The organism is Collibacillus ludicampi, assembly GCF_023705585.1.
Classification (GTDB): Bacteria; Bacillota; Bacilli; order Tumebacillales; family BOQE01; genus Collibacillus; species Collibacillus ludicampi.
Window position 1 is genome coordinate 3,010,113 of the sequence record NZ_BOQE01000001.1, and the last position, 25,662, is coordinate 3,035,774.

Here is a 25,662-nt window from a genome sequence, read left to right on the forward strand (position 1 = left end):
CCTGCCATGTACGATATCTTTGGAGGATATACTCGTTGGGCGGTTGTTTTTCTGATTATCTTTGTACTTTTCATCTTGCTGGTACCCGGAAACTATTAATCGTATGAAGGGTCCGCCTTCACAGGCGGATTTTTTATTTTCCGCATTTTCCCGATAATCAAGCGCTTAAACGGGGGAAGATCATGTATAATATACAAATCCATATGCAAACAAGTATACATCTGGAGGAAAACGTATGGGACAATGGATACGGATCATCAATCTCCCTCAAAATCTGATCCTGCTGATGATCATAAACGCTCTGGGCACCCTATACGGGTATTATTGGTATGCGGACCAGCTCAAGGCAACGCCCCTGATTTTCTGGCCTGTCGTTCCGGACAGTCCCACATCAAGTCTCTTCTTTACTTGGGCATTGATCGTATTCTTACGAAAGAAACATTCGCCTTACATCGAATCGTTCGGTGCATTGCTATCCGTTAAATACGGCGTCTGGGCGGTTGCCATTATTCTTTTTTTCGACAGTCAATCAGGTATGATCAATTCCGCTGATTGGATGCTCATGGTCTCTCATTTTAGTATGGCGGTCGAATCGTTTTTGTTTCTTCCTCGTTACTCTTTCCGCGGGAGACATATCGCGGCAGCTGGTTGCTGGCTCTTGTTTAACGATCTCATTGATTACACGTTTGATGTTCATCCGTGGTTACCCAGTGATACATATGATACGACGATCGGATGGTTGACCGCATGCTTGTCCGGGGCCGTCATTCTTGTGTTCCTTTGGTTGAAAGGTTCGAAACAAAAAAGAGCAACGTCCATCCTCGAGTGAGGATAGGCGTTGCTCTTACATCTTGTGAAACCAGAACAAGCTGACACTGAGAATCAGGGAAACAATGAGAGAAATCACATCCATTCGCCGCAAAGATCGTCGATAATATTGGGTTCGTCCGATGTCACCGCGGTACGCGCGTGCATCCATGGCAATTGACAATTCTTCCGCACGCTCAAACGTATGAATCAACAAGGGGATGACGAGTGAAGCCAAATGGCGCGTGCGACGGATGAATGATCCGTGTTCCAAGTTCGCCCCCCGTGCCATTTGTGCAAGTTTGATTCGCTGCCATTCCCGCATAAGGATCGGAAAAAATCGATAGGCGAGCGCGATGGTCATGGCGATCGCATGGACAGGAATTCCGAATCGTTTTAAGGGGGCGAACATTCGTTCAAGGCCATTTGCCAGTTCCGTGGGAACGGTTGTCCAACCGAGCAAAGCTGCGGCCAAAAAGAGAAGAGCAAATTGCAAGGAAGTAAGCCCTGCCGTATAGAGCCCTTCCCGTGTCACTTGTATAGGTCCCGCAATATAAATCGCATGCCCCTGATCAAAACATATATGAATGACTGCCAGAAGTATCATCAGGGGAAAAATGGGACGCAATGCATTCCACACCTCATGCATTCGGGTTTGCGCAAGTATGATTCCGAGAATAATCATAAACGCGACGGGAACCAGTGAAGGGAACGATTTCACACGATAAAGGTCGACTGCGAGCAAAAGTGTTATGATCCATTTTGTGCGCGGGTCAAGGCGATGCAAGAAAGAATTACGCTGGATATAAGTACCGATGGACAAGCGGTATTGGGTCATCACCGTGCTTCCTCCATTGTGCGTTTCTTCCACTCATTCAGTATCTCATCTTTAATCGAGGACAACTGGAACTGTTTCGCATCAAGCTTCCATCCCCTTTTCTTTAGATCGTAGACCACTCGGGCAAGTGAAGGCAGGTCGAGGCCCGCTTCGAAGAGAGGGGCAGGTGACGCGAGCAATGAGGATAGGTCTCCATCGTACGTAAGACATCCCTCATTCAACACCAGCGCCCTCTTTGCAAAAGGTGCGAATTCTCCAATGTCATGCGTTACGCTGATGATCGTGACACCGCGTTCTCGCTGCCAAGCGGCAAGCAGATGCAATAATTCCTTTCGTTGTCCAGGATCCAGTCCGGCTGTCGGTTCATCAAGAATAAGGATAGCGGGTTCGTACACGAGCGTGCATGCGATAGCGACACGTCTTTTCTCTCCGCCCGATAATTGGAAGGGATTGCGTTCCCGGTATTGGGAGGGGGAAAGACCAACTGCCGAGAGAGAACGATTGACCCGCTCGTCATATTCACAAGGGGGAACAATTCCTTGTGCTTCGAGTGCGAACGATACATCTCTTGCTACTTGATCGGCAAAGAGTTGGTGTTCCGGATACTGAAAGACAAGTCCGATATGCCTTCGCCATTTCGTCCACCCATGCTTGCTTTGCGAAGGATCGATGCCGTCGATCCGAATATGCCCCTTTGTCGGATACAACAGACCATTCAAAAGTTGAACTAGTGTGGACTTGCCCGAGCCTGTGCGACCGAGCAAACAAACCCATTCCCCTTCCTCGATCGTGAAAGAGATGTCTTTAAGGATGGGGGATGGGTTTCCCGGATAGGAGTATGTCACATGTTCCATTACAAGCTGCATAGAGCATTCACCAGATCCTCTTCTGTCATGATCGGAAAAGACAAGGGGACGCCATTTTTTCTCAGTTCATGTGCCAAATGAACCACGGGAGGAAGAGATAAGCCATATTTATACAATTCGTTCTCTGGTGAAAAGATATCTGCGGGTGTTCCGTCCAGAACGACTTCTCCATGGTGAAATACGAGAACGCGATCGCAGTGTACCGTTTCTTCCAGATGGTGTGTAATCGTTAGCAAAGTTATATGATGTTCCTGATGTAGGGTCTGGATGAGTCTCAGAAGATCACGCCTTGCCCGCAGGTCCAGCATGGCAGTCGCTTCGTCGAGAATGAGAATTTGAGGCTTCATCGCCAATGCCGCTGCGATGGCGAGACGTTGTTTTTGCCCGCCGGAAAGATGTTCCGTCATTTCGTGTTGATACGCGCTCAATCCCGTTTGCACGAGCGCCCATTCGATCCTTTGATCGATTTCCTCCCGCGATAATCCCAGATTTTCTAGCCCGAAAATCAAATCTTCTCGTACGGTTGCACCGACGATCTGATTTTCCGGGTTTTGAAAGACCATTTGCACTTTTTGCCGGACTTGCCAAACCTCGCAGTCATCTGCCGGATTCAGACCAAAGACGCGAATCGTCCCTTTCTTCGGTTTTAACAAACCATTGACCAGACGCGCAAACGTCGATTTTCCTGACCCGTTGCTTCCTACAATTGCCACCCATTCACCTTTACGAATAGTCAAGTCTAAACCTTCAAAAACCGGCGTCACGTTTCTCTTATAATCCGGATATCGAAACAAGAGATCCTTGCATTCGATCATTCGTTTCCCCTCACACTTCTGCTTTTCAACATCCTTTTTTATATGTTAACATTAACTAGAATTCATGTTAACATTTTTTGTTGTTGACAGGGGGATAGCAAATGAGACAGTGGAAGACGAGGCAATTGGCTTTTGCCGCACTATTTGCCGCACTTACTGGCGTTTTTTCTTATGTGTTCATTCCGATTGGCACGGTTCCGATCACTTTGCAGACATTGGCCGTCATGTTAGCGGGGTGTGTTTTGGGGGCGCGCCTTGGATTTTTAGTCAATTGATCTTCGTGCTTCTGATCGGTATCGGTATCATGATCCTACCTGGGGGACGCACGGGATTGGGCGCACTACTCGGACCGACAGGCGGTTACATCGTTTCTTGGCCGTTTGCCGCATGGCTCATTGGCTGGTTTGCGGAGAAAGCCCAGCAGCGCGATAAACCGGTCATCCTTTTGCTCCTTGGAAATCTGATCGGAGGAATCCTGCTCGTATATGTTGTGGGCGTTGCATGGCTTTCTCATGCGGCACACCTAACACTGAAACAAGCATTGGCAACGGGAGCTTTCCCGTTTCTTCCGGGTGATCTTTTGAAGGCGGTGGCTGCCGCTGTGATCGCCGCGGGAGTTGCGAAAGTATACCCCATCGATCGCGTTCTTGGACGCGAATATGATACGAACGAAACGCTGTAATTGACGCTTGCGCTTTACTCCTGACTTGAACAACGGGGGTTTGCGGGTGCGCGTGGTTCGTTCGTGAGCCATGAGGTCGTCTTGCACGGTATCATGTCAATCGTTGCGAGACGACCTTTACAATTGTCTCATGAAAAGTATTACGCCCGCGCACAGCTCTTTTCCATTCATCTGTTGCCTTCATGCGGCGGACGACCACCGCCTTCTGTCATTTCTGATCTTTTAATGAGGCGATAAAGGAAGCCACTTCTTTTTCTTTACCTTTAACGAGCCCCGCAGGCATCTGCCCCTTATCCCCACGCTTACCGTCTATCAATATCTTTTCGATTTCTTCTGGCTTATACTTCTTTGCCGCTTCATAGAGGGATGGACCTACCTGTCCTTTCAAATCGGATCCATGACATCCCGCACAAGTGGTCATCACGATGTTTTTTGCGTCATCATTTGCACCGCCCGAGTTTGTGCTTTTTGTATCAGAGACGGCATCTTTTTTCCCATCGTTCGTCTGCACCGCTTTCTGGTTCTTGATACCTGTCGTGATAACTCCCGCTGCAAATGCCAGCCCTATCAAGAAGGGGATACCGGCGACGAGAAGTGCTTTGACATTTCGATTCATACCCTCGCTCATCCTCCCTTAATTGCATCTAACGTATCATATAATTCTTTTGATTCTTACATGCGTATAAATGACATCGTCGGGGTAACAGGGAAACAAGTTCGTCTTTTTGCTAGATGAGTTGAATACAGTAAAAGCAGACAGATTGTAAAGGATGAAGGGGACTGCCTATGACCCAACACACGCTCACGTTTACACTCAAGAAAATGGGGGAAAAACCTGCCGAACCTTTAACCGCAAAAGCCGTCCGACAAACGCTGCCGGAACGGAGTTATGAAGGGGTCTTGCGTGAAATCGATGCGCTGATTGGCTTGGAACCCGTTAAAGGTGCCATTCGGGAGCTTGCCCATTATACGGCGGTACAACAATATCGTCGCAAGGCAGGGTGGAAAACGCCCTCGATGTCGTTGCATATGGCGTTTCTCGGCAATCCTGGTACCGGTAAGACAACGATTGCGCGCCTATTAGCGAAACTTTTTCACCGCCTCGGGGTGATCAAGGAAGAGAAGTTTCGCGAAGTCAGTCGCGTGAATTTGGTCGGTAATTATGTGGGGCATACGGCAAAAGACACCTATGCGGTTCTTGAGGAATCGAAAGGAGGGGTGTTGTTTATCGATGAAGCGTATGCACTTGTGAAAGAAAACCCGAATGATTTTGGGATTGAAGCGGTAGAAACCATTCTCAAATATATGGAAGACCATCGCAATGAGATCATCATCATTTTTGCCGGTTATCAAGATCAAATGAAGAAGTTTCTCAAAAGCAACCCGGGGCTCGCTTCTCGTATCCCGTATCAGTTGCTTTTTCCCGATTATGAGACGAACGAATTGATAAGGATCGCGAGACAAATGGCACAAGAGTACGATTACAGACTCCATGAATTATATGAAAAGGAATTGGAGCGGATCTGTTTTCGTGAACGACAAAAGGAAAATTTTTCAAACGCCCGATTTGTCCGCAATAAACTGGAAGCCAGCATCCGTAAACAAAATGCTCGAATCACACGACAAGGATTTACGGAGGCGGAATTAAATCTATTGTTGAAAGAAGATCTGTAGAGTACGGTTCCACATAAAAGATCCTCCTCCTAACCATGCTAAGCGAAAAGGAGGAGGATTCTGTCATATGTGGCGGTTCGTCATTTCAATCATTGCGTTTCTTCAGATACTCGCGTCAAGTCCGGCGCTTCCCGTTTCCGCCGAAAAAGTGCAATCATACGCAGGAAAAAGCGATATGAAAGAAGAAAACAGTCTATTGCGTTACGAAGATGTGGATATTCAATTGCCAGTTAAGCATGTTGCGAAGAATGGCGACTATTTGTCCGATATCGTTTCTTTTGTGCCATTATTCGATTTACATGTTGAAAGACAACAAGATAAAATATTGATTTACAAAGGGTCTCATCTCTTGGTTGCCAGGGTTGGCCAGAGGGGGGCTCTTCTCGACGGGCGATTCGTTCTACTGCATGCTTCACCGGAATTACGAGGGGAACATATACTGCTTCCAATCAAGCAAACGATGGCCCTTTTGCAGATCCCTTGCCGTGAAGAACGTGGACAAATCGTTATTACATGTTCCTTGCACCTGATCAACGATTTGCACAAAGCGATCAGTTCCATTGATGATACGAAACAGCGCATCGGTTTTGTGGGAATACTCGGGCCTGAGCGTTTCGTTGTGGCGGTTCGCCCAATAATTCACGGAACGTATCATGGCTTTAGCGGCATGTATGAATTGCGCAAAGAACATACATGGAAAGCAAGTAAATTACGCATGATATCGGATACGTCTGCAAGCGTTTACTTGGAATGGATGCCAAACGGAACCGTCTTGGAAAATGTGGCGGTTGATCAGAGACCTGAATTCGTATTCGTTGAGTCTTGTTCGTGTGCGGGAAGGTATCATTATGCGACGATGTTTACAGTTACGGAAATGGGGATCCAGTCCATCTGGTATTCTTCCGCCATCTTTTCTCATGTAGTGAAGAACGGCTCCCGTTATGAACTCGTAACGATCAAGAAAGAAAATATTCCTGAAAAAAATTCAGGTTTGCTTCCGTATTGGATCATTCATGAAACCTGGAACGGTCAATCGTTTGTTGTCACCAAAGAGGAGTACCATGATCCCTCGAAAGACAAAAGATAAAAGCAGCCGAAAAAAAGCTTTCCTAGAATTAAGAATATGTTACAATAGTTAGGTGAAATTTTCCGGGGGTGTACATAATGAGCGATAACAAATTTTATGTGACTGAAGAAGGATTGCGAAAACTCGAAGAAGAATTAGAATATTTAAAGACTACAAAACGTGCAGAAGTAAAAGAACGTTTGAAAATCGCTCGCTCCTATGGCGATTTGAGCGAGAACAGCGAATATGAGGCTGCCAAAGATGAGCAAGGGATGGTTGAGTCTCGTATCATGATGTTGGAGAACCAACTTCGCAACGCAGTCATCATTCGCGAAGAGGATAAAGTACAGGGTGTCGTCTCGGTGGGTTCGACCGTTTCCATTCGTGAATTGCCGGATGGAGAACTCGAGACGTATACGATCGTCGGTACGGCTGAGACGGATCCGCTCGCGGGACGTATTTCCAATGAATCGCCATTAGGCAAAAGCTTGCTCGGACGCCAGGTTGGTGACCATGTCCTTGTACCCGCTCCAGGCGGCGAAATCGAATTTGAAATCGTAGAAGTGAAATAACGAATCCATTTACGATACAGACCGTTCTTCTTCCGGGAAGAGCGGTTTTTTTGTTAAAAGTTGCTCATTTGTTCATTCGCATGCTAACGATTCAATCGGAATCATACATCATATGAATGAAATGAAGCAAAAAGTAGTGTCATACTTTGGTTAATATGTTATACTATTTACTGAGAGGAGGGATTCGCAGTGACACAATATTTGGAGTCTCGCTTGATGGAGATGAAGACGTTTGTGGAACAATGCGAACGACGTTACGGAATGAAGAGCCATGAATTTGTAAAATACTATCGTGAGTTAGAGAGCCACGGTACGGAAGAGCAATATCAGTGGTGGGTCTACCTTTCATTCTTGGGTATGAGATGAAAGCGATTTCGATTCGTGTATAAGGGTAACGTATGGAAAAGTTCCATACGTTTTTTTGTTTTTTGGGAAAAGATAGAAGGGAGGAGGGAGACCTGACGTGCATGCGTTGCGAAGAGCGTTTTTCATTTTCGTGGTTCATAAAATCTGGGTGACTGCAGCCAGTTTTTATTTTGTTTCTCACTTACATCGAACGCACACATGGAAAGCGTTCGTCAAAGCATCGCTGATCAGCAATTTTGCAAAATGGGATTCTGTCTGGTACATCGGTATTGCCGCACACGGTTATACTAAAGTATCAGCCGCGTTCTTCCCGCTTTACCCGTTGACGATACGGGTCGGATCCGAGTGGTTAGGGATCAGTTATCGATCCTCCGGTTTACTGATCACGAACATCAGTCTTTTGCTCGCACTTTTTTTCTTGGTACGTTTGATCGATCTCGATTATGAAGAACCTGTTTCTTGGCGGGCGGGACTTCTCTTGGTCCTCTTTCCGACCGGGTTCTATCTGAGCTCTGTCTACACGGAAGCGATGTTTCTTATGTGGACGATCGGTTGCATGTATTATGCGCGAATGAATCAATGGTGGATGGCCGGCCTCTTCGGAATGTTCGCATCACTGACACGCAACACGGGGATCCTGATGCTGCTCCCCGTCGCGTATGAATATATGCGGCAAGCAGGCTGGAAACTCCGCAATATTCGTTTTCAAGCATGCGCTATGGCGCTTATACCACTCGGACTTGGCCTGTATATGTTGCATCTTCTAAAACGCCTAGGTGATCCGCTTGCATTCGTCCATGCGCAACAGTACTGGCACCGGGAGTTCCGATTTCCGTTGTCCACATGGTTTGAAGGGACTTATCACTTAACAGTTACGAAACGAAAAGGGTGGAGACTCATTTATCGATGGATGAGTTGGCTGGCGGCCACTCTTGAACTCGCGGGAACGATCTTTTCCGTTGTACTGAAGATGCGTGGAAGCTATCTCGTTTATCTGATTCCTGCCGTCTTGATTCCTTTGATGTCTCCCAATGTGGCGGGGGAGGATTATTTCTATAGCATACCTAGATTTTTCTTGACCGTTTTCCCTTTATTCTTGACAGCGGCGATCCTGCTTGCTCGCAAGCTTTGCTTCATCGTCATACTCGTGTTGAGTGCATTGGGACAAGTGTATCTCATGTATCACATCACAGCAGGGCACTTCGTGTCCTGAATGAAAGCGAGGGAGCGATTTGCTGAGTATCATCATCCCGACGTTTAATGAATCACAAAATGTGCCTGTCATTATCCAACGTATCGATCAAACCCTCTCGGAGATCGTTCCCTATGAAGTCATCTTTGTGGATGACAGTACGGATGAAACTCCTCGTATCCTCGCGGACATGGCAAAAAAGAACCCGCATGTGCGCTTTTTTCATAGAAGCGGCGAACGGGGACTGGCGACTGCCGTAATGAAAGGGCTGGCAGAAGCGAGAGGAGACGTTCTCGCGGTGCTCGATGCCGATTTGCAACATCCTCCTGAATTATTACCTGTTATGTTGAAAAAGATTGACTGCGGTTATGATCTTGTCATTCCCAGTCGGTTTGTTCCCGGTGGGAATGATGGGGGGCTATCCCCGTTTCGCAAACTCGTTTCCTGGGGGGCGCGTATGATCGGACGGGCGATGCTTTCGCGAGTACGCTCTTGCACAGACCCCACTGGCGGATACTTCATGTTGCGACGGTCTGTGATAGAAAATGTAGACTTGCATCCTCTTGGCTGGAAAATCCTCATGGAGATTCTCGTAAGGGGAAACTATAAGAAATTGGTGGAAATTCCCTATCAATTTCATCGAAGGCTAGGCGACCGTTCAAAAATGAACATACGTGAACAGGTGAATTACATAAGGCACGTCGCACGCTTGGTCAAAGCGAGCCCCGATGATTGGCGACTTCTTAAGTTTCTCATTGTAGGTTTGTCAGGTGTAGGCGTAAATCTGACGGTGTTTACATTTCTGTTGCATGTGCTGGATCAAAGTGAAGTGACTTCGGCGACTGTAGCTGCTACTATCAGCATGCTGTCGAATTTTCTATTGCATGATCATTTCACGTGGAAAGGTATGGGGAAAGGGATCAAGTTTGTTCGTTTGATCAAATTTGGGCTTGTGTCCAGTATCGGCATCATGATCCAAGTTGGAATCGTTTTTTTATGTATGGAATGGTGGGATTGGTATTCCTTCATGGCGAATTTGGCGGGAATCGCAGGGGGGACCGTTTGGAATTATGTCGGAAACAATCGTTGGACATGGACCAACCATGAAAGATGGGCGGTTCTTGCAAAAATAAGAAAATAGATTGACAAACGTTTTGTTGTATCCTATACTTTTTTCAACAATAAATGAAATGTCAGTAGATCGCATGACTGGCGGAAGTGGATTCAACCACAAGGGAGTGCGATTGAATAGATTGGCCGACCGCCTGGGCCCCATGAGAGATTCATTATGGGCTCAGGCGGTTTTTCGTATTGTGAATGCTTGTTCCCTCTATCATTCTTTACTTGCAATTGAAGGTTAATCGTGCAAATATTTAATCTATACAGGAGGTATAAAACTATGTTCAGAATTCTCGTAAGCGATCCAATTTCCGAACAAGGTCTTGCAGCATTATACGCTGCAGAGAACATGCAAATCGACATCAAGATGGGCTTGAAGGAAGAAGAGTTGTGCGCAGTGATTGGAGAGTATGACGCACTGCTCGTTCGCTCTCAAACGAAAGTGACTGCAAAAGTGCTTGAAAGCGCGAAAAGACTTCGCGTCATAGGCCGCGCGGGTGTAGGGGTCGATAATATCGACGTGGAAACGGCAACCCGCTGCGGTATCGTAGTGATCAACGCTCCAGACGGGAATACGATCTCAACGGCTGAGCATACGTTCGCGATGATGATGGCGATGGCGCGAAAGATCCCTCAGGCAGATGCTTCCTTGCGCAGAGGAGAGTGGGATCGCAAATCTTTCGTCGGTGTCGAACTCAATAATAAAATTTTGGGAATCTTGGGTCTTGGGCGAATCGGTACAGAAGTGGCGAAACGGGCGATGGCTTTTGGAATGCGGGTTCTCGCATATGACCCGTTTTTGACGGAATCACGGGCGGAGAGCCTTGGTGTACGCAAAGCAACAGTTGACGAAATCGTCACACAAGCGGATTTTATAACCGTGCATACGCCATTGACGAAAGAAACGAAACATTTACTCTCAGAACGGGAATTTGAGATGATGAAACAAGGCGTTCGTATCTTGAACTGCGCGAGAGGCGGTATCATTAAAGAGTCGGCGCTGATAGAAGCGTTGAAATCAGGTAAGGTTGCAGGTGCGGCTCTTGACGTTTACGAAGAAGAACCATTGGCGGCAGAACATCCTTTACGTGATTTTCAAAATGTTGTCTTGACCCCTCATCTTGGAGCGTCAACGAAAGAAGCACAAATCAATGTGGCGATCGACGTTGCCGATGAAGTCGCGAAGTTTCTACGCAACGAACCGTTCAAAAATGCGGTCAATCTGCCTTCACTCCCTGCAGAACGAATGCAGCAGGTTCAACCTTTCTTGACATTGGGAGAAAAGCTAGGAAAACTTGCTGCACAACTATTGAAAGGAAACGTTTCAAAGTTACAAATTACGTACGGCGGTGAAGTGGCCACCTACGAAGTCGGTCCGATTACGCGTACGATCTTGAAAGGCTTCCTCGCATACCATCACGGGGATGAGGTCAATTACGTGAACGCACCGTTTATTGCGGAACAAAACGGGATTATCGTGAATGAAACAAAGACGAGCAAAGCGAAAGTGTTCACAAACATGATCACGCTTGAGGTGGAATCGAATGGCGAGACCAAAACGGTGACGGGAACGCTCTACAACGGTTTTGGGCCGCGGATTGTGCAAATTAACGGATACACGGTAGATGCGGCTCCGGAAGGACAAATGTTGATCACACTGCACGAAGATATTCCGGGTATCATCGGACGGATCGGAACGATCCTCGGCAATGACGGCGTGAACATTGCGACGATGCAAGTTGGACGGAGAGAAGCGGGAGGAACCGCACTCATGGTCATGGGGGTAGACGCTCGCGTTTCCGGCCAGGCGTTGAATGAAATCGCGCGCATGGAACCCATTCATTCGGTATACCTTGTTGAACTTTAAAATATGGACGGATGGCACACAGGAAGTACTCCTGTGTGTTTTTCTTTTTGGGGATTTGAATAGCGATTCTATTTTCAGCGCAAGTTATCCAAATGTAGTTTCAGTTAATTGGATATAAAATCCATTCATAAACAAGAAGGAGAATATGAAAGTTTAGCGAATATTATATGAAAAATACGTGAAGAGAGGGAGGGCCCTCATGTCGAATCGCCAAGATGATTTGAGAAAGAAAATGGTCCCGAAAAACGAAGAGGAGTTACTTGCCTGGCTTCGATCTCATTTCACGAATGGAAAAGACCCGTTAATGGAACTGTCGGAAAGGTTCTCGTCACCGAAAAGGAAAACGCAACACCGTAGAAATTGGTATGATGAGGAAGCCTGAAAGGCTTTTTCATCGGGTCGAGCGAGAAAGCGATTACATACGAAAGACGGAAGGCGCTAAGCGAGCGGCTTTTTTTATTTGCAAAAAAATAGCACACAAAGACACAGCTTTGCATGCGTTAGTTTCCAATGTATCTTGTGTATCAAGAGCGGGCAAGAACAGGGGCGTTCGTTCCTTGGACGAGAACCCTCCCGTCGGGGAAGATCACCAGACGGTACGAATCGACATAAAAACGCAACAGGAATCGATTTCGTTCAATCCTTCCTAGAGGTGAAAGCCGTTTGGCAAATGATTCAAGATCCAGTGTCACTTGACGTTGGAGCGAGATTTGAATCGTGTCAAAAATAATAACATAGGTAGGAGATGCATTCCATTCCCTGTGATATAATGAAACAAAACTCTCAGACGGATAACACGGCTTGAGGATCCGGAGAAAGGAGAACAAAAGTTCTGTGGAGAAAGTTCTTACACATTTTAATGAACAGGGTAGGGCTCGCATGGTCGACATATCTGCGAAAGAAAGTACGAAGAGATCGGCAACCGCGTATGCACGTATCCTGATGCGGCCTGAGACGTTACAATTGATTCGTGAAGGTAAAATGAAAAAAGGGGACGTACTTGCTGTGTCACAAGTGGCTGGCGTGATGGGCGCGAAGAAAACGTGGGATTTAATCCCCATGTGCCATCCTCTTCCATTGACAGGCGTTGATATTCGTTTTAAGGATGTACCTGAGGAGAATGCTCTTGAAATTTTTTGCACCGTTAATACCGTAGGCCCAACCGGCGTGGAGATGGAGGCATTGACAGCCGTAACGATCACGGCATTAACCGTTTACGACATGTGTAAAGCGGTTGATAAAGGAATGGAGATCGTCAGCATTTGTCTGCTAGAAAAGTCTGGTGGCAAAAGTGGCGATTACAAACGGGGAGAGGAAGTTGTTCATGTGGAAAGTCGGCATTCTGACAGCCAGTGATAAAGGGGCAAGAGGAGAGCGGGAAGATCTGTCCGCTCAAGTGATCCGGGAAATGGTTCAAGATATCGGCGGACAAGTCGTCGAATATGTCGTGGTTCCCGATGAATATTCTCTCATTAGTGAACATCTCACACGCCTGGTGGATGAACTTGGCCTCGACCTCATTCTTACGACCGGAGGAACCGGGCTTGGCCCAAGGGACGTGACTCCGGAAGCCACTCGTTCAGTGATCGACCGTGAAGTCCCAGGTTTGGCGGAAGCGATGCGGGCCATAACCATGAAGAAGACCCCCCGGGCAATGCTATCCCGTTCATTGGCGGGAACGCGCGGACAATCCCTCATCATCAATCTGCCGGGCAGTCCGAAGGGCGTGCGTGAGTGCTTGGAAGCAGTTATCGATGTATTGCCGCATGCACTCGAAATTCTTCGAGGGGGTGGAGACCATCAGTAGTGAACAAACGTTCAGGAAATATGAGTTTATAAAAGATGAACGGTTGGGTATTTCATTGCCCAAATTGTACAGTGAATGGAGTGAGCTCACAGAAGAGGAGCGACATGATATGATTCTGACGTGGGAAGCAATCCGCGGGCATATCCCCGACCGTATCAAAGAATTAGAGTCTCTTATTGACGAAAAGCAGGAGGAAGTCTTCCGGGAAGAAGACTGGGAGAGGATCTGTTCGTTATTTGCCGAGATCAACGACTATGCGGGCCGCATCAATGATTTAAATATATGGTCGCGCGTTCAACAGGATTTCGATACGGCCGATTTGGCAGATGAGCATCTCAATCGGGAGAAATAATACAGACTGATACCGTGATGAACATGTGAACAAGAGTAATGCTTTGATCCTTTCGATGGATTTGGACAGGATTCCCTGCCCCACCATTGGAAAGGATTTATTTATACATAGGGAAAAGGTATGAGCAGGTGATGTGGGTTTGATCGTAACGATCGAACCCTCATTTTTTCGTTTTCGTTACATGTTTCTTGGGATGGAAAACAATACTATGTATACCTCATCGTTTGCAAATGTACGAGAGGGAAAGGAGCAAAGATCTTGTCGTACTTACCGCGTGAGATCAGGAAAACGGGAGTGCGTGTGAGCGGGAAAGCCCGTTGTGATAAGAAAACCAAACGGCTGATTTCTCGCCTTCTCCCCGGTGAAATCGCGATCATTGACCATCCCGATATCGATGAAATGGCGGCCGTTGGTCTGATCGAAGCAAAAGCATCAGCTGTTATCAATATTTCTCCATCCATGACCGGTCGATACCAGAACCAAGGACCGATTCGATTGTTACAGGCGGGCATACCCGTGATCGATGTACAGGATGGGGAGCTCATGGTGAAGATCCGCGAAGAGCAATCGCTCACGATCATCGATGGATGCATCTATATGGAGGGGATGTTGCTTACAGTAGGGGAATTGTTGACATATGAGAAAATCATGCAGTGCATGGCTGACGCGAAAAAAAATGCTCCTGACGAGTTGCAACGTTTTTTTGAAAACACGTTGTTTTACGCAAATAAGGAGAAAAACTTTTTTCTGGGTGATGTTCCCCGACTATCTTTACGTACGAAGATCCAAGGGCGCCATGTCCTTGTCGTGGTACGAGGCTTGAACTATCGCGAAGATTTACGCGCCATCATGACTTATATTCATGAAGTTCAGCCTGTGCTGATCGGAGTTGACGGAGGGGCCGATGCCTTGATGCAAGCCGGGTTGCGCCCGCATCTGATCATCGGTGACATGGATTCTGTCAGCGATTCCGCCCTGCGCTCGGGGGCAGAAATCGTCGTCCATGCTTATCCGGACGGACATGCACCGGGCTTAGAAAGGATACAAAGGTTGGGACTGAAGGCGCACAGATACCCGGCTCCGGGAACGAGTGAGGATATCGCCTTGTTACTCGCGTATGAAAACGGAGCTGACTTAATCGTAGCCGTCGGAACACATACACATATGGTCGATTTTTTGGAAAAAGGGCGAAAAGGAATGGCGAGCACGCTGTTAACGCGTCTGCGTGTGGGAGCGAAACTGGTGGATGCAAAAGGGGTCAGTCAATTGTACCAGAAGCGTCGGATCTCGTGGACCGCTTTAGTCATCGTTTGTACCGCTTCGATGATCCCGGTGGCCATGATCGCGGCGGTCAATCCGATTGTGCGGAACCTTTTGCGCATGTTTTATTGGCATGTACGTTTGTGGTTCGGTTAGGAGGGGGCGAAATGTACGGATTTCGCTATCATCTGGTTACGGTTGTGTCATTCTTTATGGCACTGGGAATCGGATTACTGCTCGGAGGATCGATCGGACAGGACGTTTTTAGCAAACAGCAGGCACAGTTATTCAGCAAACTCGAAGAAAAATACGCAACGGTGAAAGTTGAAAATAGCCGTTTGTCCAAAAAGGCGGAAGAATTGGCGAAACGAGAGAAAGAAGTCGAGAGCGCGTTGGCACAGATTGGATCCCATTCCGTGGAAGAACGCTTGCAAGGAAAAAAAATTGTACTGATAAATCTGAACCACTCGAATATCGACTTTCTCGTGCAGATTTTACATACGGCAGGCGCGGAGATTCAAGGAACGATCAGCGTAAAAGATCCTTCGGTGTTTACGCCTGGTAGCAGTAGCAAAGAATTCGTACAGGCTTTCGCGATCGATGACAACCCAAGAAATGTACAGGTGTTCGCACAGGCTGCGGAAACTTTGGCGAATGAACTTTGCGGGGAAACGGACGGGCATTGGATCGAAAACATGGTATCACATGGCTGGTTGGAACGATTCGGTACTTTCGGAACATCCCCGGATGCTGTCATCGTTGTCGGAGGGGCTACGCAAGAAACCCAGGGGCGTGTACGTGCGTTCGATATCCCATTGATTCAAACGCTCTGCAGAAAAGGAGTGAAAATCATCGGCGTGGAGAGGGGAGACGCTCCCGTATCGACGTTAGACAGTTATGCGGAACAAGGAATCTCTACTGTCGATTCGGTGAACGAGACAATTGGCGGTGTGGCGCTCGTCGATGTGATTAATGGAGCGAAGGGACATTTCGGAGCAAGACGAACGGCGGAAACCCTTCTGCCTGATGTTTCACAAAAAAGGGAGGCATTACGATGAGAGTGAGTGTATTGATTCCTGCCTTTAATGAAGGGGATCGCATTGGCCCAACCATTCGGGCGGCGCGAGCAGTGGATGAAGTAAGCGAAATTATCGTTGTGGATGATGGTTCTGCGGATGACACGGAAAAACAAGCACGCAAGGCGGGCGCACGGGTGATCCGTCATTCCCGCAATTACGGAAAGGGAGCCGCCTTGTATTCGGCGATCGGCGCTTCTACGGGAGACGTTCTTGTTTTCTTAGATGCCGATGTGGGGGAACATGCCACAGAGATCGTAAAATTAATCACTCCCATTGCACAAGGGCGCGCGGATATGACGATCGCGAAGTTCCCGGCTTCAGATGTTAAGAGCGGATGGGGATGGGTGAAAGGGCTTGCAAAAAAAGGAATCTTTCATCTGGCATCGCTGGAAGTGGAAGCGCCCCTCTCAGGACAAAGGGCACTGCGGCGTGAAGTGCTTTCTGTTCTCGGTTCACTTTCGTCCGGGTACGGGGTAGAGGTCGGGATGACAATCGATGCAGCAAAAGGTGGATACCGCATCCTTGAAGTCCCTGTCGAAATGAAACATCGCGACTATGGGAGGAATTGGAGGGGTGTTCTTCATCGTGGACGGCAATTTTTGCATGTAGCAATCGCACTTGCGGAAAGGTGGGCTTTAAGATGACGGTTGTGCCCAACAAGGAGTTTACGCTGCTTGCCTTACTCGTATTCGGAATCGGTTATGGCATGACGCGCATGATGATCCCTTTCGCTCGTAAACGGTTTGTGCAAGCTGGATGGGTTCGTGAAAATTGGCAAAAGAAATCGATTCCCTCGGGAGTCGGTTTCGTTTGCGCCGTTCCATTTCTGCTTTTTGGAGTGCTGCTGATCCGTTTTAGTACCTACTTCCCCGTGATTCCTGTGAATGAATATTCGGCGCTTTTGATCTGGTCTTCAGGAATGACGCTGTTCGGCTGGTTGGATGATCGCTTCGGCACCCGAGATGTAGGGGGCTTCCTTGGCCATCTCCGCAAACTCATGATTGAAGGGGAAATGACGACAGGTTTGTTAAAAGCGATCGGAGGTGCAGCTCTATCGCTTGGAGTGGCCATCCTTTTAAACCGTGAAGGGTACGTCGTTCTGATCGACGGAATGACGATGGCATTGATGGCTAACGCAATTAACTTGTTGGATGTAAAACCTGGACGGGCGATCAAAGGCGTTATCTTAGTTGGAATTTCCATATTGATCGTCAGCCGGTCTGTTGATATCCTGCTTCCGCTTTTGCTTCTATTTGGTGTGATTTTGGCTTTCTTCCCGGCCGATATGGCTGGCCAAGTGATGTTGGGTGATACAGGAGCCAATTTTCTCGGTGCTGTGCTAGGGTTTCTGCTGGTGCGCATGCTTGATGTTCCCGAAACCTGTATGTTACTTGCGGGATTGATGCTTTTCCACATCTATACGGAGTTTCATTCTCTTTCAGAACTTATAGAAAACAATCGGTTTCTGCGATGGCTCGATGAATGGGGGAGGGGACAGAGTGATCAAGAGAATGATGATCAGCAGGTAGCGTAATCCTTATTGTGTTTTCAGCGATTCACCTAAGGCTGAGAACATTCTTGAGAGTGATGTCCTCCTTTAGTAAGAATGCTTCAAGTATGCACGTACGATTGATTCATTTGTGATATAATTATTATAAATCGGACTACTTTGAAAATGTGTAGTTTGGTGGGCGTATGCTTTGCGTTCTCGCTCCGTGGAGGTCGTCTCGCATGGAATCATAATCAAATGTTGCGAGACGACCTCCAAAGTCGCTGTCTCACGCAAAGCATTACGCCCACATAAAGACATTTTTCATTATCTGATGGTACCGCCCTTGAGGAAAGGTAGATGACTGTGGAAAGGGGAGCTGCTCGAATGGCCGAAAATGTGCGCCCAGAACTTCATGAAGAATTATTTAATCATCTGCAAGGAGAGAAGATAGTCCTGCTTGCAACGATTGATCACGAAACGGGGGCGCCGAATGTGACGGCGATCTCCTGGTTGGTGGCGACCGATCCGAGAACGCTTCGTTTCGCGATTGACCCGCGATCACGCGTAGTACAAAACATCAATAAGGAGAATCGTGTAACTGTAGCCGTTCTAGGTGCGGGATCCGCATTCGCCATTTCGGGGAGGGCTTTCGTGGAAGAAGAGAAAATGGAAGGCGTTTCACTTAAGATGGTTCGTGCGGAAATCTCCATCGAAGAGGTGCGTGAAGTCATGTTCTATGGAGGGAAGTTAACAGTTGAGCCCGCGTATGAGAAAACATACGACCCGAAACTTGCGGAAAAATTTGATTCGGAAGTTTATACAGCGCTACGGAAGGCATAATGGAAGATAGAGAGAAGTTAAGGCCTTTCTCGATTGAAGGATAGGCGTGTAAGGAGGGTTTTTCATGGAGAAACCATTTCACTTCCCGCTTACGATGAAAAACGGGCGGGTCTACGACTCCGCTGGAAAAGATATTACGGAAGCCTATCAACGGTATAAACAAGAGGAGACGGCGGAAAAGCTTGCGGCGGCATTTGAGGAACTGGCCCGAGTCAAAGCGGAAGGCCATGAAACCCGTCGCCTGTTATTTATCGATACCGCATATAAATATGCGGCCGTAGTGGAAACATTCGTTGGTGATGACTTGTCTGAACGGCTGGGACTTTCTTATGCGGGACAAGTGAAGGAGAATGAGGACGGAACTTGGGGGCTCGGCAAGCTGAACCGCATGCTTCTCCCACTCGAAAGCCTTCCTCAGTTGTACAGTTATGTTGCGAAAGGATATCTGACAATCTCCATGGCTGAGCAGGCGTGGGACCAACGAAACGCATCGATCTTCGTGATCAAACCCGCACAGTAAACGTGTGGGCTTTTTTTATGTGAGAAATCCCCCGTTGGGCGAGATCACCTGGCCCGTTAAAAAAGAGGATGATGGCTCTGCCAGAAAACGAACGACAGATGCGATGTCTGCAGGAGTACCGAGACGTCCGACCGCCGTTTCCTCTACCAGTGCTTCCCGCTCTTCTTCACGCAAGTGTGAAATCATATCTGTATCGATCGCCCCTGGAGCCACAGCATTCACGGTGATTCCCGAAGGACCTACTTCTTTCGCCAGCGCTTTGGTGAAAGCGATCAGTCCGCCTTTCGACGCGGAATATGCGACTTCGCAAGAACCCCCCGCAATCCCCCAGATCGAAGAGATATTGATGATCCTTCCGTAATGATTATGCAGCATGTGCGGGATCACTTCTTTCGCACATAAATATGCAGCCTTCAGGTTGGTGTCAATGATGGCGTCCCATTCCTCTTCGCTCGTGTCAATGAGCAGACGGGTGGAAGAAATGCCGGCATTGTTTACGAGTATCGACGGTTTTCCTAAATATAGACATGTTGTTTGAATCAATTGTTTTACGTCCTGTGACTTTGTGACGTCAGCCTGGGCGGCGAGCGCTTGCACTCCATACTGCTTGCAATGTTTGGCGACCTGTTCGGCAGCTTCTTGCGAACGCAGGTAGTTCACGGCAACGTGTGCACCGCTTTGGGCGAGCGCCAAGCATATCGCTTTGCCGATTCCGCGGGAACCGCCCGTAACGATGGCCACTTGTCCGTCAAGCGGGCGTAGGTTATGAACGAGATTACGTGACACTGGAATAACCTCCTTATGTACGATCATAACATGAACCGTTCAGTCGATCCACGAAGAAGGAATTTTTTTTATTGTCGTAGAACTAAAGTTAATGGTATCTTTAAGAATAGAACAACATAGTGGAGAGAGGAGTGCACGGGAGACATGTTCAAGAAGATCCTGATTGCAAACCGCGGAGAAATCGCAGTACGCATCATGCGGACTTGTATGTCATTAGGCGTCCAAACGGTTGGTATATACTCGGAAGCCGATAAAGATTCTCCTCATGTCGCCATGGCTAATGAGGCCTATCTTATCGGAGGTCCACGCGTGAACGAGAGTTATCTCAACATCGAGAAAATAGTGGAAGTGGCCAAAACTGCCGGAGTGGATGCGATTCATCCGGGATACGGGCTCTTGTCGGAAAATGCTTCGTTTGCGAAGCGTTGCCAGGAAGAAGGTATTACGTTTATCGGACCGAGTCCGGAAGTGATAGCGAAGATGGGATCGAAGATCGAATCGCGTAAAGTGATGGAAGAGATCGGTGTCCCCGTCGTCCCGGGTATCACACACCCTCTCTCCGATGTGGAAGAAGCGGTACAGGTTGCAGAGTCGTTCGGTTATCCCGTCATGTTGAAAGCTTCAGCTGGCGGCGGAGGGATCGGCATGCAATTGGTTCATGACGAAGAGGAATTGCGAAAAGTTTTTGCCGGCAATCAGAAAAGGGCGACCGATTTCTTTGGTGACGGTGCGATGTATATTGAGAAGGCGATCGTTAACCCGCGACACATCGAAATTCAGGTGCTCGCCGATCAACACGGAAACGCCGTGTACTTGTGGGAGCGCGAGTGTTCCATTCAGCGGCGAAACCAGAAAGTCGTCGAAGAAGCACCGTCTCCATTTGTTGATGACGAGTTGCGACGCCGCATGGGTGAAGCGGCCATGAAAGCGGTTCATGCGTTGCATTATACGAGCGCCGGTACGATTGAATTCCTCGTAGACGAAAATAAAAATTTTTATTTTCTAGAGATGAATACCCGTTTGCAAGTGGAGCATCCGGTCACAGAAGAGATCACCGGAATGGATTTGGTGGAACAAATGGTACGTATTGCCTGCGGGGAATCCCTGGGATTTACGCAGGAAGATGTCAAAAGGGAAGGGCATGCGATCGAAGTGCGTATTTACGCAGAAGACCCGAAAACGTTTTTTCCATCCCCCGGAACGATTACCAAGTTGGTCTTACCACAAGGGGAAGGGATTCGTCATGAACTCGCGGTGAGCGAACGCTCGGTCGTCTCTCCGTTTTACGATCCGATGATTGCTAAATGTATCGTCAAAGGCCGCGACCGCAAAGAAGCAATCGAAAAATTGCAAGAAGCGCTCGCCGCATACGAAGTGGAAGGAATCAAAACGAACATCCCGATGTTACGTGAAGTGGCGGCACATCCTGCTTTTCTGAACGGGGATACAACGACCCAATTTGTGACACAACATGTAACAGGAAAGAAATGATGAAAGAAGGAGATGAATGCGATGAGTCAAATCACAGCTTCAATGGCAGGAAATGTATGGAAGGTGCTTGTTCAAGTAGGGGAATCTGTAGAAGAGGGACAAGATGTCGTCATTCTTGAATCGATGAAAATGGAAATTCCCATTGCAGCTGAAACCAGTGGAATCGTTAAAGAAGTGAAGACAGCCGAAGGTGATTTCGTCAATGAAGGGGATGTATTGATCGAGTTGGAATAAGTAAGCGTTCAAGAAAGGGATCAGACAAGAGAAGAAAATACCGGTGAGGAGATGGGGTTACAGTGAAATGGCCGGAGAAAGTCGTTGTGAGAGAAGTAGGTCCAAGGGACGGTCTGCAAAATGAAAAAAAATTTATCGCTACTGCTGACAAAATTGACTGGATCAATCTCTTGTCGGAAACGGGGCTTACGCATATTGAAATCACTTCCTTTGTGAATCCGAAGTGGATTCCTCCCCTCTCCGACGCCTTTGAAGTGGCGCAAGGGATCAAGCGAGTGCCGGGTGTCATATACAGTGCGCTCGTCCCCAATCGCAAAGGATTGGAAAGAGCATTGGAAGCAGATCTTGATGAAATCGCCGTGTTTATGTCTGCCAGTGAAACACACAATCGAAAAAATATCAATAAAGATATCGCTTCCACATTTCCGGTATTGAGAGAAGTGGTTGAAGAGGCATTGCGGGCAGGAAAACGAGTGCTCGGATACGTATCTACCGTTTTCGGTTGTCCCTACGAGGGCACCGTCCCGGTTGAACAGGTGATGCGCGTCGTTGATGAACTTTTGTCCATGGGCATCCACGAACTGTCTCTTGGAGATACCATCGGCGTGGCTAACCCCCGCCAGGTACAAGAGGTGTTATCCGTCATCCTTCACCGGTTTCCGGCTGAACACTTGACGATGCATTTCCATGATACACGCGGAACCGCATTGGCCAATGTGCTAGCGTCTCTGGATATGGGCATCACCCGTTTTGACGGTGCGTTGGGCGGTCTCGGCGGTTGTCCTTATGCGCCCGGGGCCTCAGGGAACCTAGCTACCGATGATTTGTTATATATGCTCGATGGCATGGGCATTCAAACGGGAATCGATGCCGCCAAACTGCTTGAAGCTGCAGCTTTCATCCAGGAGAAATTAGGAAAGCCTTTGCCCAGTCATAATTTACAGGCACGAGGGAATCTCTGTTCTGCGTGAAAGGAGTGTATGGAGAGTGACTGAGCCGGTAATTCGGACGGAAAAAACTGAAGATGGATTGGTTGTGGTTACACTGAACAGACCAGAGGCGGCGAATGCGTTATCTTTACAATTACTGCAAGAATTGAATGAAACGCTGCGGGAGATTCAATTTGATCGTTCGGTCCGCGTTGTGGTGATCACCGGCGCGGGAACCCGCTCCTTCTGTTCGGGAGCCGATCTGAAGGAACGAGCGGGGATGGATCCGGTGCAAGTGAGAAAAACCGTTTCTCTTATCCGTGAGACGATCAATGCGGTTGAGCGTTTGCCGCAACCGGTGATCGCTGCAATCAATGGTGTTGCCTTCGGGGGCGGAACGGAGTTGGCGCTTGCCTGCGATATCCGCATTGTCGCCGATACAGCCAAACTCGGTCTGACGGAAACGTCGCTCGCCATCATTCCGGGAGCGGGAGGAACACAACGTCTGCCACGTTTGATCGGTTTAGGAAAAGCGAAAGAATTAATCTTCACCGCCCGGCGTATCGATGCGGAAGAAGCTCTCAACATCGGGTTGGTGGAACATGTGGTGCCGGCCGACCAACTGATGGATCGGGTGAAAGAAATCGCGCGTGAAATCGCGAAAAACGGACCTATCGCTGTGACACAAGCCAAGTTTGCGATTAATAAAGGGTTCGATGTCGATCTTCAAACCGGGTTGGAGATCGAACGTGCAGCGTACGAAGTAACGATCCCGACCAAAGACCGTCTGGAAGGGCTGCAGGCTTTCAAAGAGAAACGGCCACCTGTGTATACAGGTGAGTAAGACAGCCACTCAATCACTAATTTTCATAATAGCCACTCATGCCGCATACGGCGGCGCCATCAGAAGATGAAAAGTGTCTTTGGGTGGGCGTAATGCTTTGCGTGAGACAGCGACTTTGGAGATCGTCTCGCTTCCTTTCGGATGTAAAAGGGTATATGCATTGCGCGTAATAGCGACTTTGAAGGTCGTCTCGCAACATATGATTATGATTCCATGCGAGACGACCTTCACGGAGCATAAGCGCAATGCATATACCCGCTGAAACGATCTCCACGGAGCACGAACGCAAAGCATACGCCCGCCAAACTACACATTTTTCAAGATAGATATAGAAGGAGGTAAGTCCTTTGTCACTGGGGAAAATTCTGGAGGAACGAGTAGATCGAATTAAACGCGGGGGTGCCGCTAAATATCATGAGAAGAACAAAGAACAAGGAAAACTGTTTGTACGCGATCGGCTGAAGCTTTTGCTCGATCCAGGTTTTGAACTGGAGGATGGCTTATTCGCAAACAACCTGGCCGAAGATTTGCCTGCGGACGGTGTTGTTACGGTGATCGGCAAAATTGGGGGACGCACCGTTTGTGTCATGGCGAACGACTCGACCGTCAAAGCTGGATCCTGGGGCTCTCGAACGGTAGAAAAAATCATCCGTATTCAAGAAACAGCAGAAAAGTTACGCGTGCCTTTGTTATACCTGGTGGATTCGGCGGGGGCACGGATCACCGACCAAGTGGAAATGTTCCCAGGGCGTCGCGGTGCTGGGCGCATCTTCTATAACCAGGTGAAACTATCTGGCAAAATTCCGCAAGTCTGCATTTTATTCGGTCCGTCCGCGGCCGGAGGTGCTTATATTCCCGCTTTCTGCGATATCGTGATTATGGTGAATAAAAACGCATCCATGTATTTAGGTTCTCCCCGCATGGCTGAGATGGTCATTGGCGAGAAGGTCACGCTTGAAGAAATGGGCGGTGCTCGAATGCATTGCTCCGTTTCCGGATGCGGGGATGTTCTGGCGGCAAACGAAGAAGAAGCGATCGCCCTCGCGCGCCAATATCTCTCCTATTTTCCGTCGAATTACGCGGAGAAACCGCCCATGCATGAGTCTGTAGACGCGAAATCGTTTGAAAAAACGATCGAACAGATCATTCCGGTAAACCAAAACACACCGTTCAATATGTACGATCTGATTCAGCGTATTATTGATGAAGGTTCCTTTTTTGAGATCAAGAAGTTATTCGCCTCAGAACTGATCACTGGTCTAGCCCGATTGAACGGTCGACCTGTCGGGATCATCGCGAATCAGCCACGCGTGAAAGGCGGGGTCTTGTTCCATGACAGTGCCGACAAAGCTGCCCGGTTTATTACATTATGTGATGCATTCCACATCCCGTTATTATTCCTTGCGGATGTTCCGGGATTTATGATCGGTACCAAAGTCGAGCGTGCGGGAATCATTCGACATGGCGCCAAAATGATTTCTGCGATGTCTGAGGCGTCAGTGCCGAAGATTTCAGTCATTGTACGCAAAGCGTATGGTGCAGGATTGTACGCGATGGCTGGTCCTGCTTTCGAGCCCGATTGTTGTCTCGCGTTGCCGACCGCACAGATTGCCGTAATGGGACCGGAAGCTGCCGTCAATGCGGTCTACGCGAACAAAATCGCGGAACTGCCGGAAGAAGAACGCGCGGCGTTCGTTGAACAGAAGAGAGAAGAATACAAGAAAGATATCGATATATACAGACTTGCATCAGAAATGGTGATCGACGGGATCATTCAACCGAATGCACTGCGCGATGAACTGATCAAGCGCTTCGATGCCTATTCTTCCAAATATATGGTATTCTCGGAACGGAAACATCCGGTTTATCCAGTATAGTATCTGGGTTACTTCGTGTCTTGTAAGAGCTGTATCGATAGCAGAATAGGAATATGAATCGAGAGGGGTAGGTGATTCCTGCCCCTGTTTTATTATTCACGGGGTGTTTTTTAAAATTGACTACATGATATTTCGAGCGCCAGTATAACAGGTATAATCGGTTATAAACGTATTATGAATGATACGAAAGGAATTTCTGCTACACGTGACTTCACTTTAGATCGCACGTAATTCCGTATGATTGATGATTCCATCGTCATAGTTTTTTCGATCATACTGGCTTGATA

The 25,662-nt window shown here is 48.0% G+C and carries 28 protein-coding genes, 1 pseudogene and 1 riboswitch; of the genes and pseudogenes, 24 read left to right on the forward strand and 5 right to left on the reverse strand.

Features of this window, described 5'->3' with window-relative positions; all coding sequences use genetic code 11:
* The first annotated feature begins 235 nt into the window (after nucleotides 1-235).
* Nucleotides 236-829, forward strand: a complete 594-nt coding sequence (locus DNHGIG_RS15250; protein WP_282200389.1) for a DUF1405 domain-containing protein — start codon at nucleotides 236-238, stop codon at nucleotides 827-829.
* A 15-nt stretch (nucleotides 830-844) separates the two neighbouring features.
* On the opposite strand, the gene DNHGIG_RS15255 is transcribed toward DNHGIG_RS15250, so the two are convergent.
* Genes DNHGIG_RS15255 through DNHGIG_RS15265 form a run of 3 tightly spaced genes read right to left on the reverse strand, consistent with a single transcriptional unit; the run spans nucleotide 845 to nucleotide 3,326 of the window.
* Complete coding sequence (locus DNHGIG_RS15255) at nucleotides 845-1,645, reverse strand: energy-coupling factor transporter transmembrane component T family protein (protein ID WP_282201443.1); 801 nt, start codon at nucleotides 1,643-1,645, stop codon at nucleotides 845-847.
* The gene (locus DNHGIG_RS15260; RefSeq protein ID WP_282200390.1) at nucleotides 1,645-2,511 is read right to left on the reverse strand and encodes an ATP-binding cassette domain-containing protein; all 867 of its coding nucleotides are present in this window, start codon (nucleotides 2,509-2,511) and stop codon (nucleotides 1,645-1,647) included. The genes DNHGIG_RS15255 and DNHGIG_RS15260 overlap by 1 nt, the downstream gene beginning before the upstream one ends.
* A complete protein-coding gene (locus tag DNHGIG_RS15265) occupies nucleotides 2,499-3,326 on the reverse strand; it encodes an energy-coupling factor transporter ATPase (RefSeq protein WP_282200391.1) in 828 nt (275 codons plus the stop codon). Before DNHGIG_RS15265 ends, DNHGIG_RS15260 begins: the two co-directional genes overlap by 13 nt.
* 101 nt (nucleotides 3,327-3,427) lie before the next feature.
* Here DNHGIG_RS15265 and DNHGIG_RS15275 point away from each other — a divergent pair.
* Nucleotides 3,428-4,008, forward strand: a pseudogene (locus tag DNHGIG_RS15275) (biotin transporter BioY).
* 208 nt (nucleotides 4,009-4,216) lie between these two features.
* Here DNHGIG_RS15275 and DNHGIG_RS15280 read toward each other — a convergent pair.
* On the reverse strand, nucleotides 4,217-4,624 hold the full coding sequence (locus tag DNHGIG_RS15280) for a c-type cytochrome (protein WP_282200394.1): 408 nt from the start codon (nucleotides 4,622-4,624) through the stop codon (nucleotides 4,217-4,219).
* A gap of 170 nt (nucleotides 4,625-4,794) precedes the next feature.
* Between DNHGIG_RS15280 and DNHGIG_RS15285 the strand changes: the two genes are divergently transcribed.
* From DNHGIG_RS15285 to DNHGIG_RS15365, 17 genes are all read left to right on the forward strand, one after another.
* A complete protein-coding gene (locus tag DNHGIG_RS15285; RefSeq protein ID WP_282200395.1) occupies nucleotides 4,795-5,682 on the forward strand; it encodes an AAA family ATPase in 888 nt (295 codons plus the stop codon).
* Between the two features lie 67 nt (nucleotides 5,683-5,749).
* Nucleotides 5,750-6,769, forward strand: coding sequence for a hypothetical protein (locus DNHGIG_RS15290; RefSeq protein ID WP_282200396.1), 1,020 nt, complete (start codon nucleotides 5,750-5,752; stop codon nucleotides 6,767-6,769).
* A gap of 77 nt (nucleotides 6,770-6,846) precedes the next feature.
* Entirely contained in the window at nucleotides 6,847-7,320 is a 474-nt protein-coding gene (gene greA, locus DNHGIG_RS15295; protein WP_282200397.1) for a transcription elongation factor GreA, read from the forward strand.
* 189 nt (nucleotides 7,321-7,509) lie between these two features.
* Nucleotides 7,510-7,686 (forward strand): hypothetical protein, encoded by a 177-nt coding sequence (locus tag DNHGIG_RS15300; RefSeq protein WP_282200398.1) that lies wholly within the window; start codon nucleotides 7,510-7,512, stop codon nucleotides 7,684-7,686.
* 97 nt (nucleotides 7,687-7,783) lie between these two features.
* Entirely contained in the window at nucleotides 7,784-8,899 is a 1,116-nt protein-coding gene (locus tag DNHGIG_RS15305; protein WP_282200399.1) for a mannosyltransferase family protein, read from the forward strand.
* Nucleotides 8,900-8,918: 19 nt separating this feature from the next.
* Nucleotides 8,919-10,019: a glycosyltransferase gene (locus DNHGIG_RS15310; protein ID WP_282200400.1), complete on the forward strand. Its 1,101-nt coding sequence runs from the start codon at nucleotides 8,919-8,921 to the stop codon at nucleotides 10,017-10,019.
* A gap of 54 nt (nucleotides 10,020-10,073) precedes the next feature.
* Nucleotides 10,074-10,156: riboswitch (ZMP/ZTP riboswitch) on the forward strand.
* A 121-nt stretch (nucleotides 10,157-10,277) separates the two neighbouring features.
* Nucleotides 10,278-11,864, forward strand: coding sequence for a phosphoglycerate dehydrogenase (gene serA, locus DNHGIG_RS15315; RefSeq protein WP_282200401.1), 1,587 nt, complete (start codon nucleotides 10,278-10,280; stop codon nucleotides 11,862-11,864).
* A 199-nt stretch (nucleotides 11,865-12,063) separates the two neighbouring features.
* A complete protein-coding gene (locus DNHGIG_RS15320; RefSeq protein ID WP_282200402.1) occupies nucleotides 12,064-12,246 on the forward strand; it encodes a hypothetical protein in 183 nt (60 codons plus the stop codon).
* Nucleotides 12,247-12,698: 452 nt separating this feature from the next.
* A complete protein-coding gene (gene moaC / locus DNHGIG_RS15325) occupies nucleotides 12,699-13,220 on the forward strand; it encodes a cyclic pyranopterin monophosphate synthase MoaC (RefSeq protein ID WP_282200403.1) in 522 nt (173 codons plus the stop codon).
* The gene (locus DNHGIG_RS15330) at nucleotides 13,189-13,671 is read left to right on the forward strand and encodes a MogA/MoaB family molybdenum cofactor biosynthesis protein (protein WP_282200404.1); all 483 of its coding nucleotides are present in this window, start codon (nucleotides 13,189-13,191) and stop codon (nucleotides 13,669-13,671) included. Before moaC ends, DNHGIG_RS15330 begins: the two co-directional genes overlap by 32 nt.
* Before the next feature lie 109 nt (nucleotides 13,672-13,780).
* On the forward strand, nucleotides 13,781-14,023 hold the full coding sequence (locus DNHGIG_RS21075; protein ID WP_369414720.1) for a hypothetical protein: 243 nt from the start codon (nucleotides 13,781-13,783) through the stop codon (nucleotides 14,021-14,023).
* Nucleotides 14,024-14,281: 258 nt separating this feature from the next.
* A complete protein-coding gene (steA, locus tag DNHGIG_RS15340; protein ID WP_282200406.1) occupies nucleotides 14,282-15,439 on the forward strand; it encodes a putative cytokinetic ring protein SteA in 1,158 nt (385 codons plus the stop codon).
* An 11-nt stretch (nucleotides 15,440-15,450) separates the two neighbouring features.
* The gene (locus tag DNHGIG_RS15345) at nucleotides 15,451-16,341 is read left to right on the forward strand and encodes a copper transporter (protein ID WP_282200407.1); all 891 of its coding nucleotides are present in this window, start codon (nucleotides 15,451-15,453) and stop codon (nucleotides 16,339-16,341) included.
* Nucleotides 16,338-17,006 (forward strand): glycosyltransferase family 2 protein, encoded by a 669-nt coding sequence (locus DNHGIG_RS15350; RefSeq protein ID WP_282200408.1) that lies wholly within the window; start codon nucleotides 16,338-16,340, stop codon nucleotides 17,004-17,006. Before DNHGIG_RS15345 ends, DNHGIG_RS15350 begins: the two co-directional genes overlap by 4 nt.
* Entirely contained in the window at nucleotides 17,003-17,896 is an 894-nt protein-coding gene (locus DNHGIG_RS15355; RefSeq protein WP_282200409.1) for a hypothetical protein, read from the forward strand. Before DNHGIG_RS15350 ends, DNHGIG_RS15355 begins: the two co-directional genes overlap by 4 nt.
* 315 nt (nucleotides 17,897-18,211) lie before the next feature.
* A complete protein-coding gene (locus tag DNHGIG_RS15360; protein WP_369414721.1) occupies nucleotides 18,212-18,694 on the forward strand; it encodes a pyridoxamine 5'-phosphate oxidase family protein in 483 nt (160 codons plus the stop codon).
* A 64-nt stretch (nucleotides 18,695-18,758) separates the two neighbouring features.
* Nucleotides 18,759-19,214, forward strand: a complete 456-nt coding sequence (locus DNHGIG_RS15365; protein ID WP_282200410.1) for a hypothetical protein — start codon at nucleotides 18,759-18,761, stop codon at nucleotides 19,212-19,214.
* 15 nt (nucleotides 19,215-19,229) lie between these two features.
* Here DNHGIG_RS15365 and ymfI read toward each other — a convergent pair whose 3' ends face one another.
* Nucleotides 19,230-20,000 (reverse strand): elongation factor P 5-aminopentanone reductase, encoded by a 771-nt coding sequence (gene ymfI, locus DNHGIG_RS15370; protein ID WP_282200411.1) that lies wholly within the window; start codon nucleotides 19,998-20,000, stop codon nucleotides 19,230-19,232.
* Nucleotides 20,001-20,144: 144 nt separating this feature from the next.
* On the opposite strand from ymfI, the gene DNHGIG_RS15375 reads away from it, so the two are divergent.
* From DNHGIG_RS15375 to DNHGIG_RS15395, 5 genes are all read left to right on the forward strand, one after another.
* Nucleotides 20,145-21,491 carry an acetyl-CoA carboxylase biotin carboxylase subunit gene (locus tag DNHGIG_RS15375; protein WP_282200412.1) on the forward strand — a complete coding sequence of 449 codons (1,347 nt, stop codon included), beginning with the start codon at nucleotides 20,145-20,147 and terminating at the stop codon, nucleotides 21,489-21,491.
* A gap of 21 nt (nucleotides 21,492-21,512) precedes the next feature.
* Nucleotides 21,513-21,725: an acetyl-CoA carboxylase biotin carboxyl carrier protein subunit gene (locus DNHGIG_RS15380; protein ID WP_282200413.1), complete on the forward strand. Its 213-nt coding sequence runs from the start codon at nucleotides 21,513-21,515 to the stop codon at nucleotides 21,723-21,725.
* Nucleotides 21,726-21,787: 62 nt separating this feature from the next.
* Complete coding sequence (locus tag DNHGIG_RS15385; protein WP_282200414.1) at nucleotides 21,788-22,696, forward strand: hydroxymethylglutaryl-CoA lyase; 909 nt, start codon at nucleotides 21,788-21,790, stop codon at nucleotides 22,694-22,696.
* A gap of 16 nt (nucleotides 22,697-22,712) precedes the next feature.
* Nucleotides 22,713-23,498, forward strand: coding sequence for an enoyl-CoA hydratase (locus tag DNHGIG_RS15390; RefSeq protein WP_282200415.1), 786 nt, complete (start codon nucleotides 22,713-22,715; stop codon nucleotides 23,496-23,498).
* A gap of 347 nt (nucleotides 23,499-23,845) precedes the next feature.
* Nucleotides 23,846-25,375: an acyl-CoA carboxylase subunit beta gene (locus DNHGIG_RS15395; RefSeq protein WP_282200416.1), complete on the forward strand. Its 1,530-nt coding sequence runs from the start codon at nucleotides 23,846-23,848 to the stop codon at nucleotides 25,373-25,375.
* Nucleotides 25,376-25,662 lie beyond the last annotated feature (287 nt).

Coding starts and splice junctions, on each gene's coding strand:
- DNHGIG_RS15345 (WP_282200407.1), top strand. CDS start 15,451: ATGTACGGATTTCGCTATCATCTGGTTACGGTTGTGTCATTCTTTATG.
- DNHGIG_RS15380 (WP_282200413.1), top strand. CDS start 21,513: ATGAGTCAAATCACAGCTTCAATGGCAGGAAATGTATGGAAGGTGCTT.
- DNHGIG_RS15365 (WP_282200410.1), top strand. CDS start 18,759: ATGGAGAAACCATTTCACTTCCCGCTTACGATGAAAAACGGGCGGGTC.
- DNHGIG_RS15250 (WP_282200389.1), top strand. CDS start 236: ATGGGACAATGGATACGGATCATCAATCTCCCTCAAAATCTGATCCTG.
- DNHGIG_RS15375 (WP_282200412.1), top strand. CDS start 20,145: ATGTTCAAGAAGATCCTGATTGCAAACCGCGGAGAAATCGCAGTACGC.
- DNHGIG_RS15260 (WP_282200390.1), bottom strand. CDS start 2,511: ATGCAGCTTGTAATGGAACATGTGACATACTCCTATCCGGGAAACCCA.
- greA (WP_282200397.1), top strand. CDS start 6,847: ATGAGCGATAACAAATTTTATGTGACTGAAGAAGGATTGCGAAAACTC.
- DNHGIG_RS15280 (WP_282200394.1), bottom strand. CDS start 4,624: ATGAATCGAAATGTCAAAGCACTTCTCGTCGCCGGTATCCCCTTCTTG.
- DNHGIG_RS15355 (WP_282200409.1), top strand. CDS start 17,003: ATGACGGTTGTGCCCAACAAGGAGTTTACGCTGCTTGCCTTACTCGTA.
- DNHGIG_RS15290 (WP_282200396.1), top strand. CDS start 5,750: ATGTGGCGGTTCGTCATTTCAATCATTGCGTTTCTTCAGATACTCGCG.
- DNHGIG_RS15330 (WP_282200404.1), top strand. CDS start 13,189: ATGTGGAAAGTCGGCATTCTGACAGCCAGTGATAAAGGGGCAAGAGGA.
- DNHGIG_RS15320 (WP_282200402.1), top strand. CDS start 12,064: ATGTCGAATCGCCAAGATGATTTGAGAAAGAAAATGGTCCCGAAAAAC.
- DNHGIG_RS15265 (WP_282200391.1), bottom strand. CDS start 3,326: ATGATCGAATGCAAGGATCTCTTGTTTCGATATCCGGATTATAAGAGA.
- DNHGIG_RS21075 (WP_369414720.1), top strand. CDS start 13,781: ATGATTCTGACGTGGGAAGCAATCCGCGGGCATATCCCCGACCGTATC.
- DNHGIG_RS15255 (WP_282201443.1), bottom strand. CDS start 1,645: ATGACCCAATACCGCTTGTCCATCGGTACTTATATCCAGCGTAATTCT.
- DNHGIG_RS15285 (WP_282200395.1), top strand. CDS start 4,795: ATGACCCAACACACGCTCACGTTTACACTCAAGAAAATGGGGGAAAAA.
- DNHGIG_RS15360 (WP_369414721.1), top strand. CDS start 18,212: ATGACTGTGGAAAGGGGAGCTGCTCGAATGGCCGAAAATGTGCGCCCA.
- serA (WP_282200401.1), top strand. CDS start 10,278: ATGTTCAGAATTCTCGTAAGCGATCCAATTTCCGAACAAGGTCTTGCA.
- DNHGIG_RS15350 (WP_282200408.1), top strand. CDS start 16,338: ATGAGAGTGAGTGTATTGATTCCTGCCTTTAATGAAGGGGATCGCATT.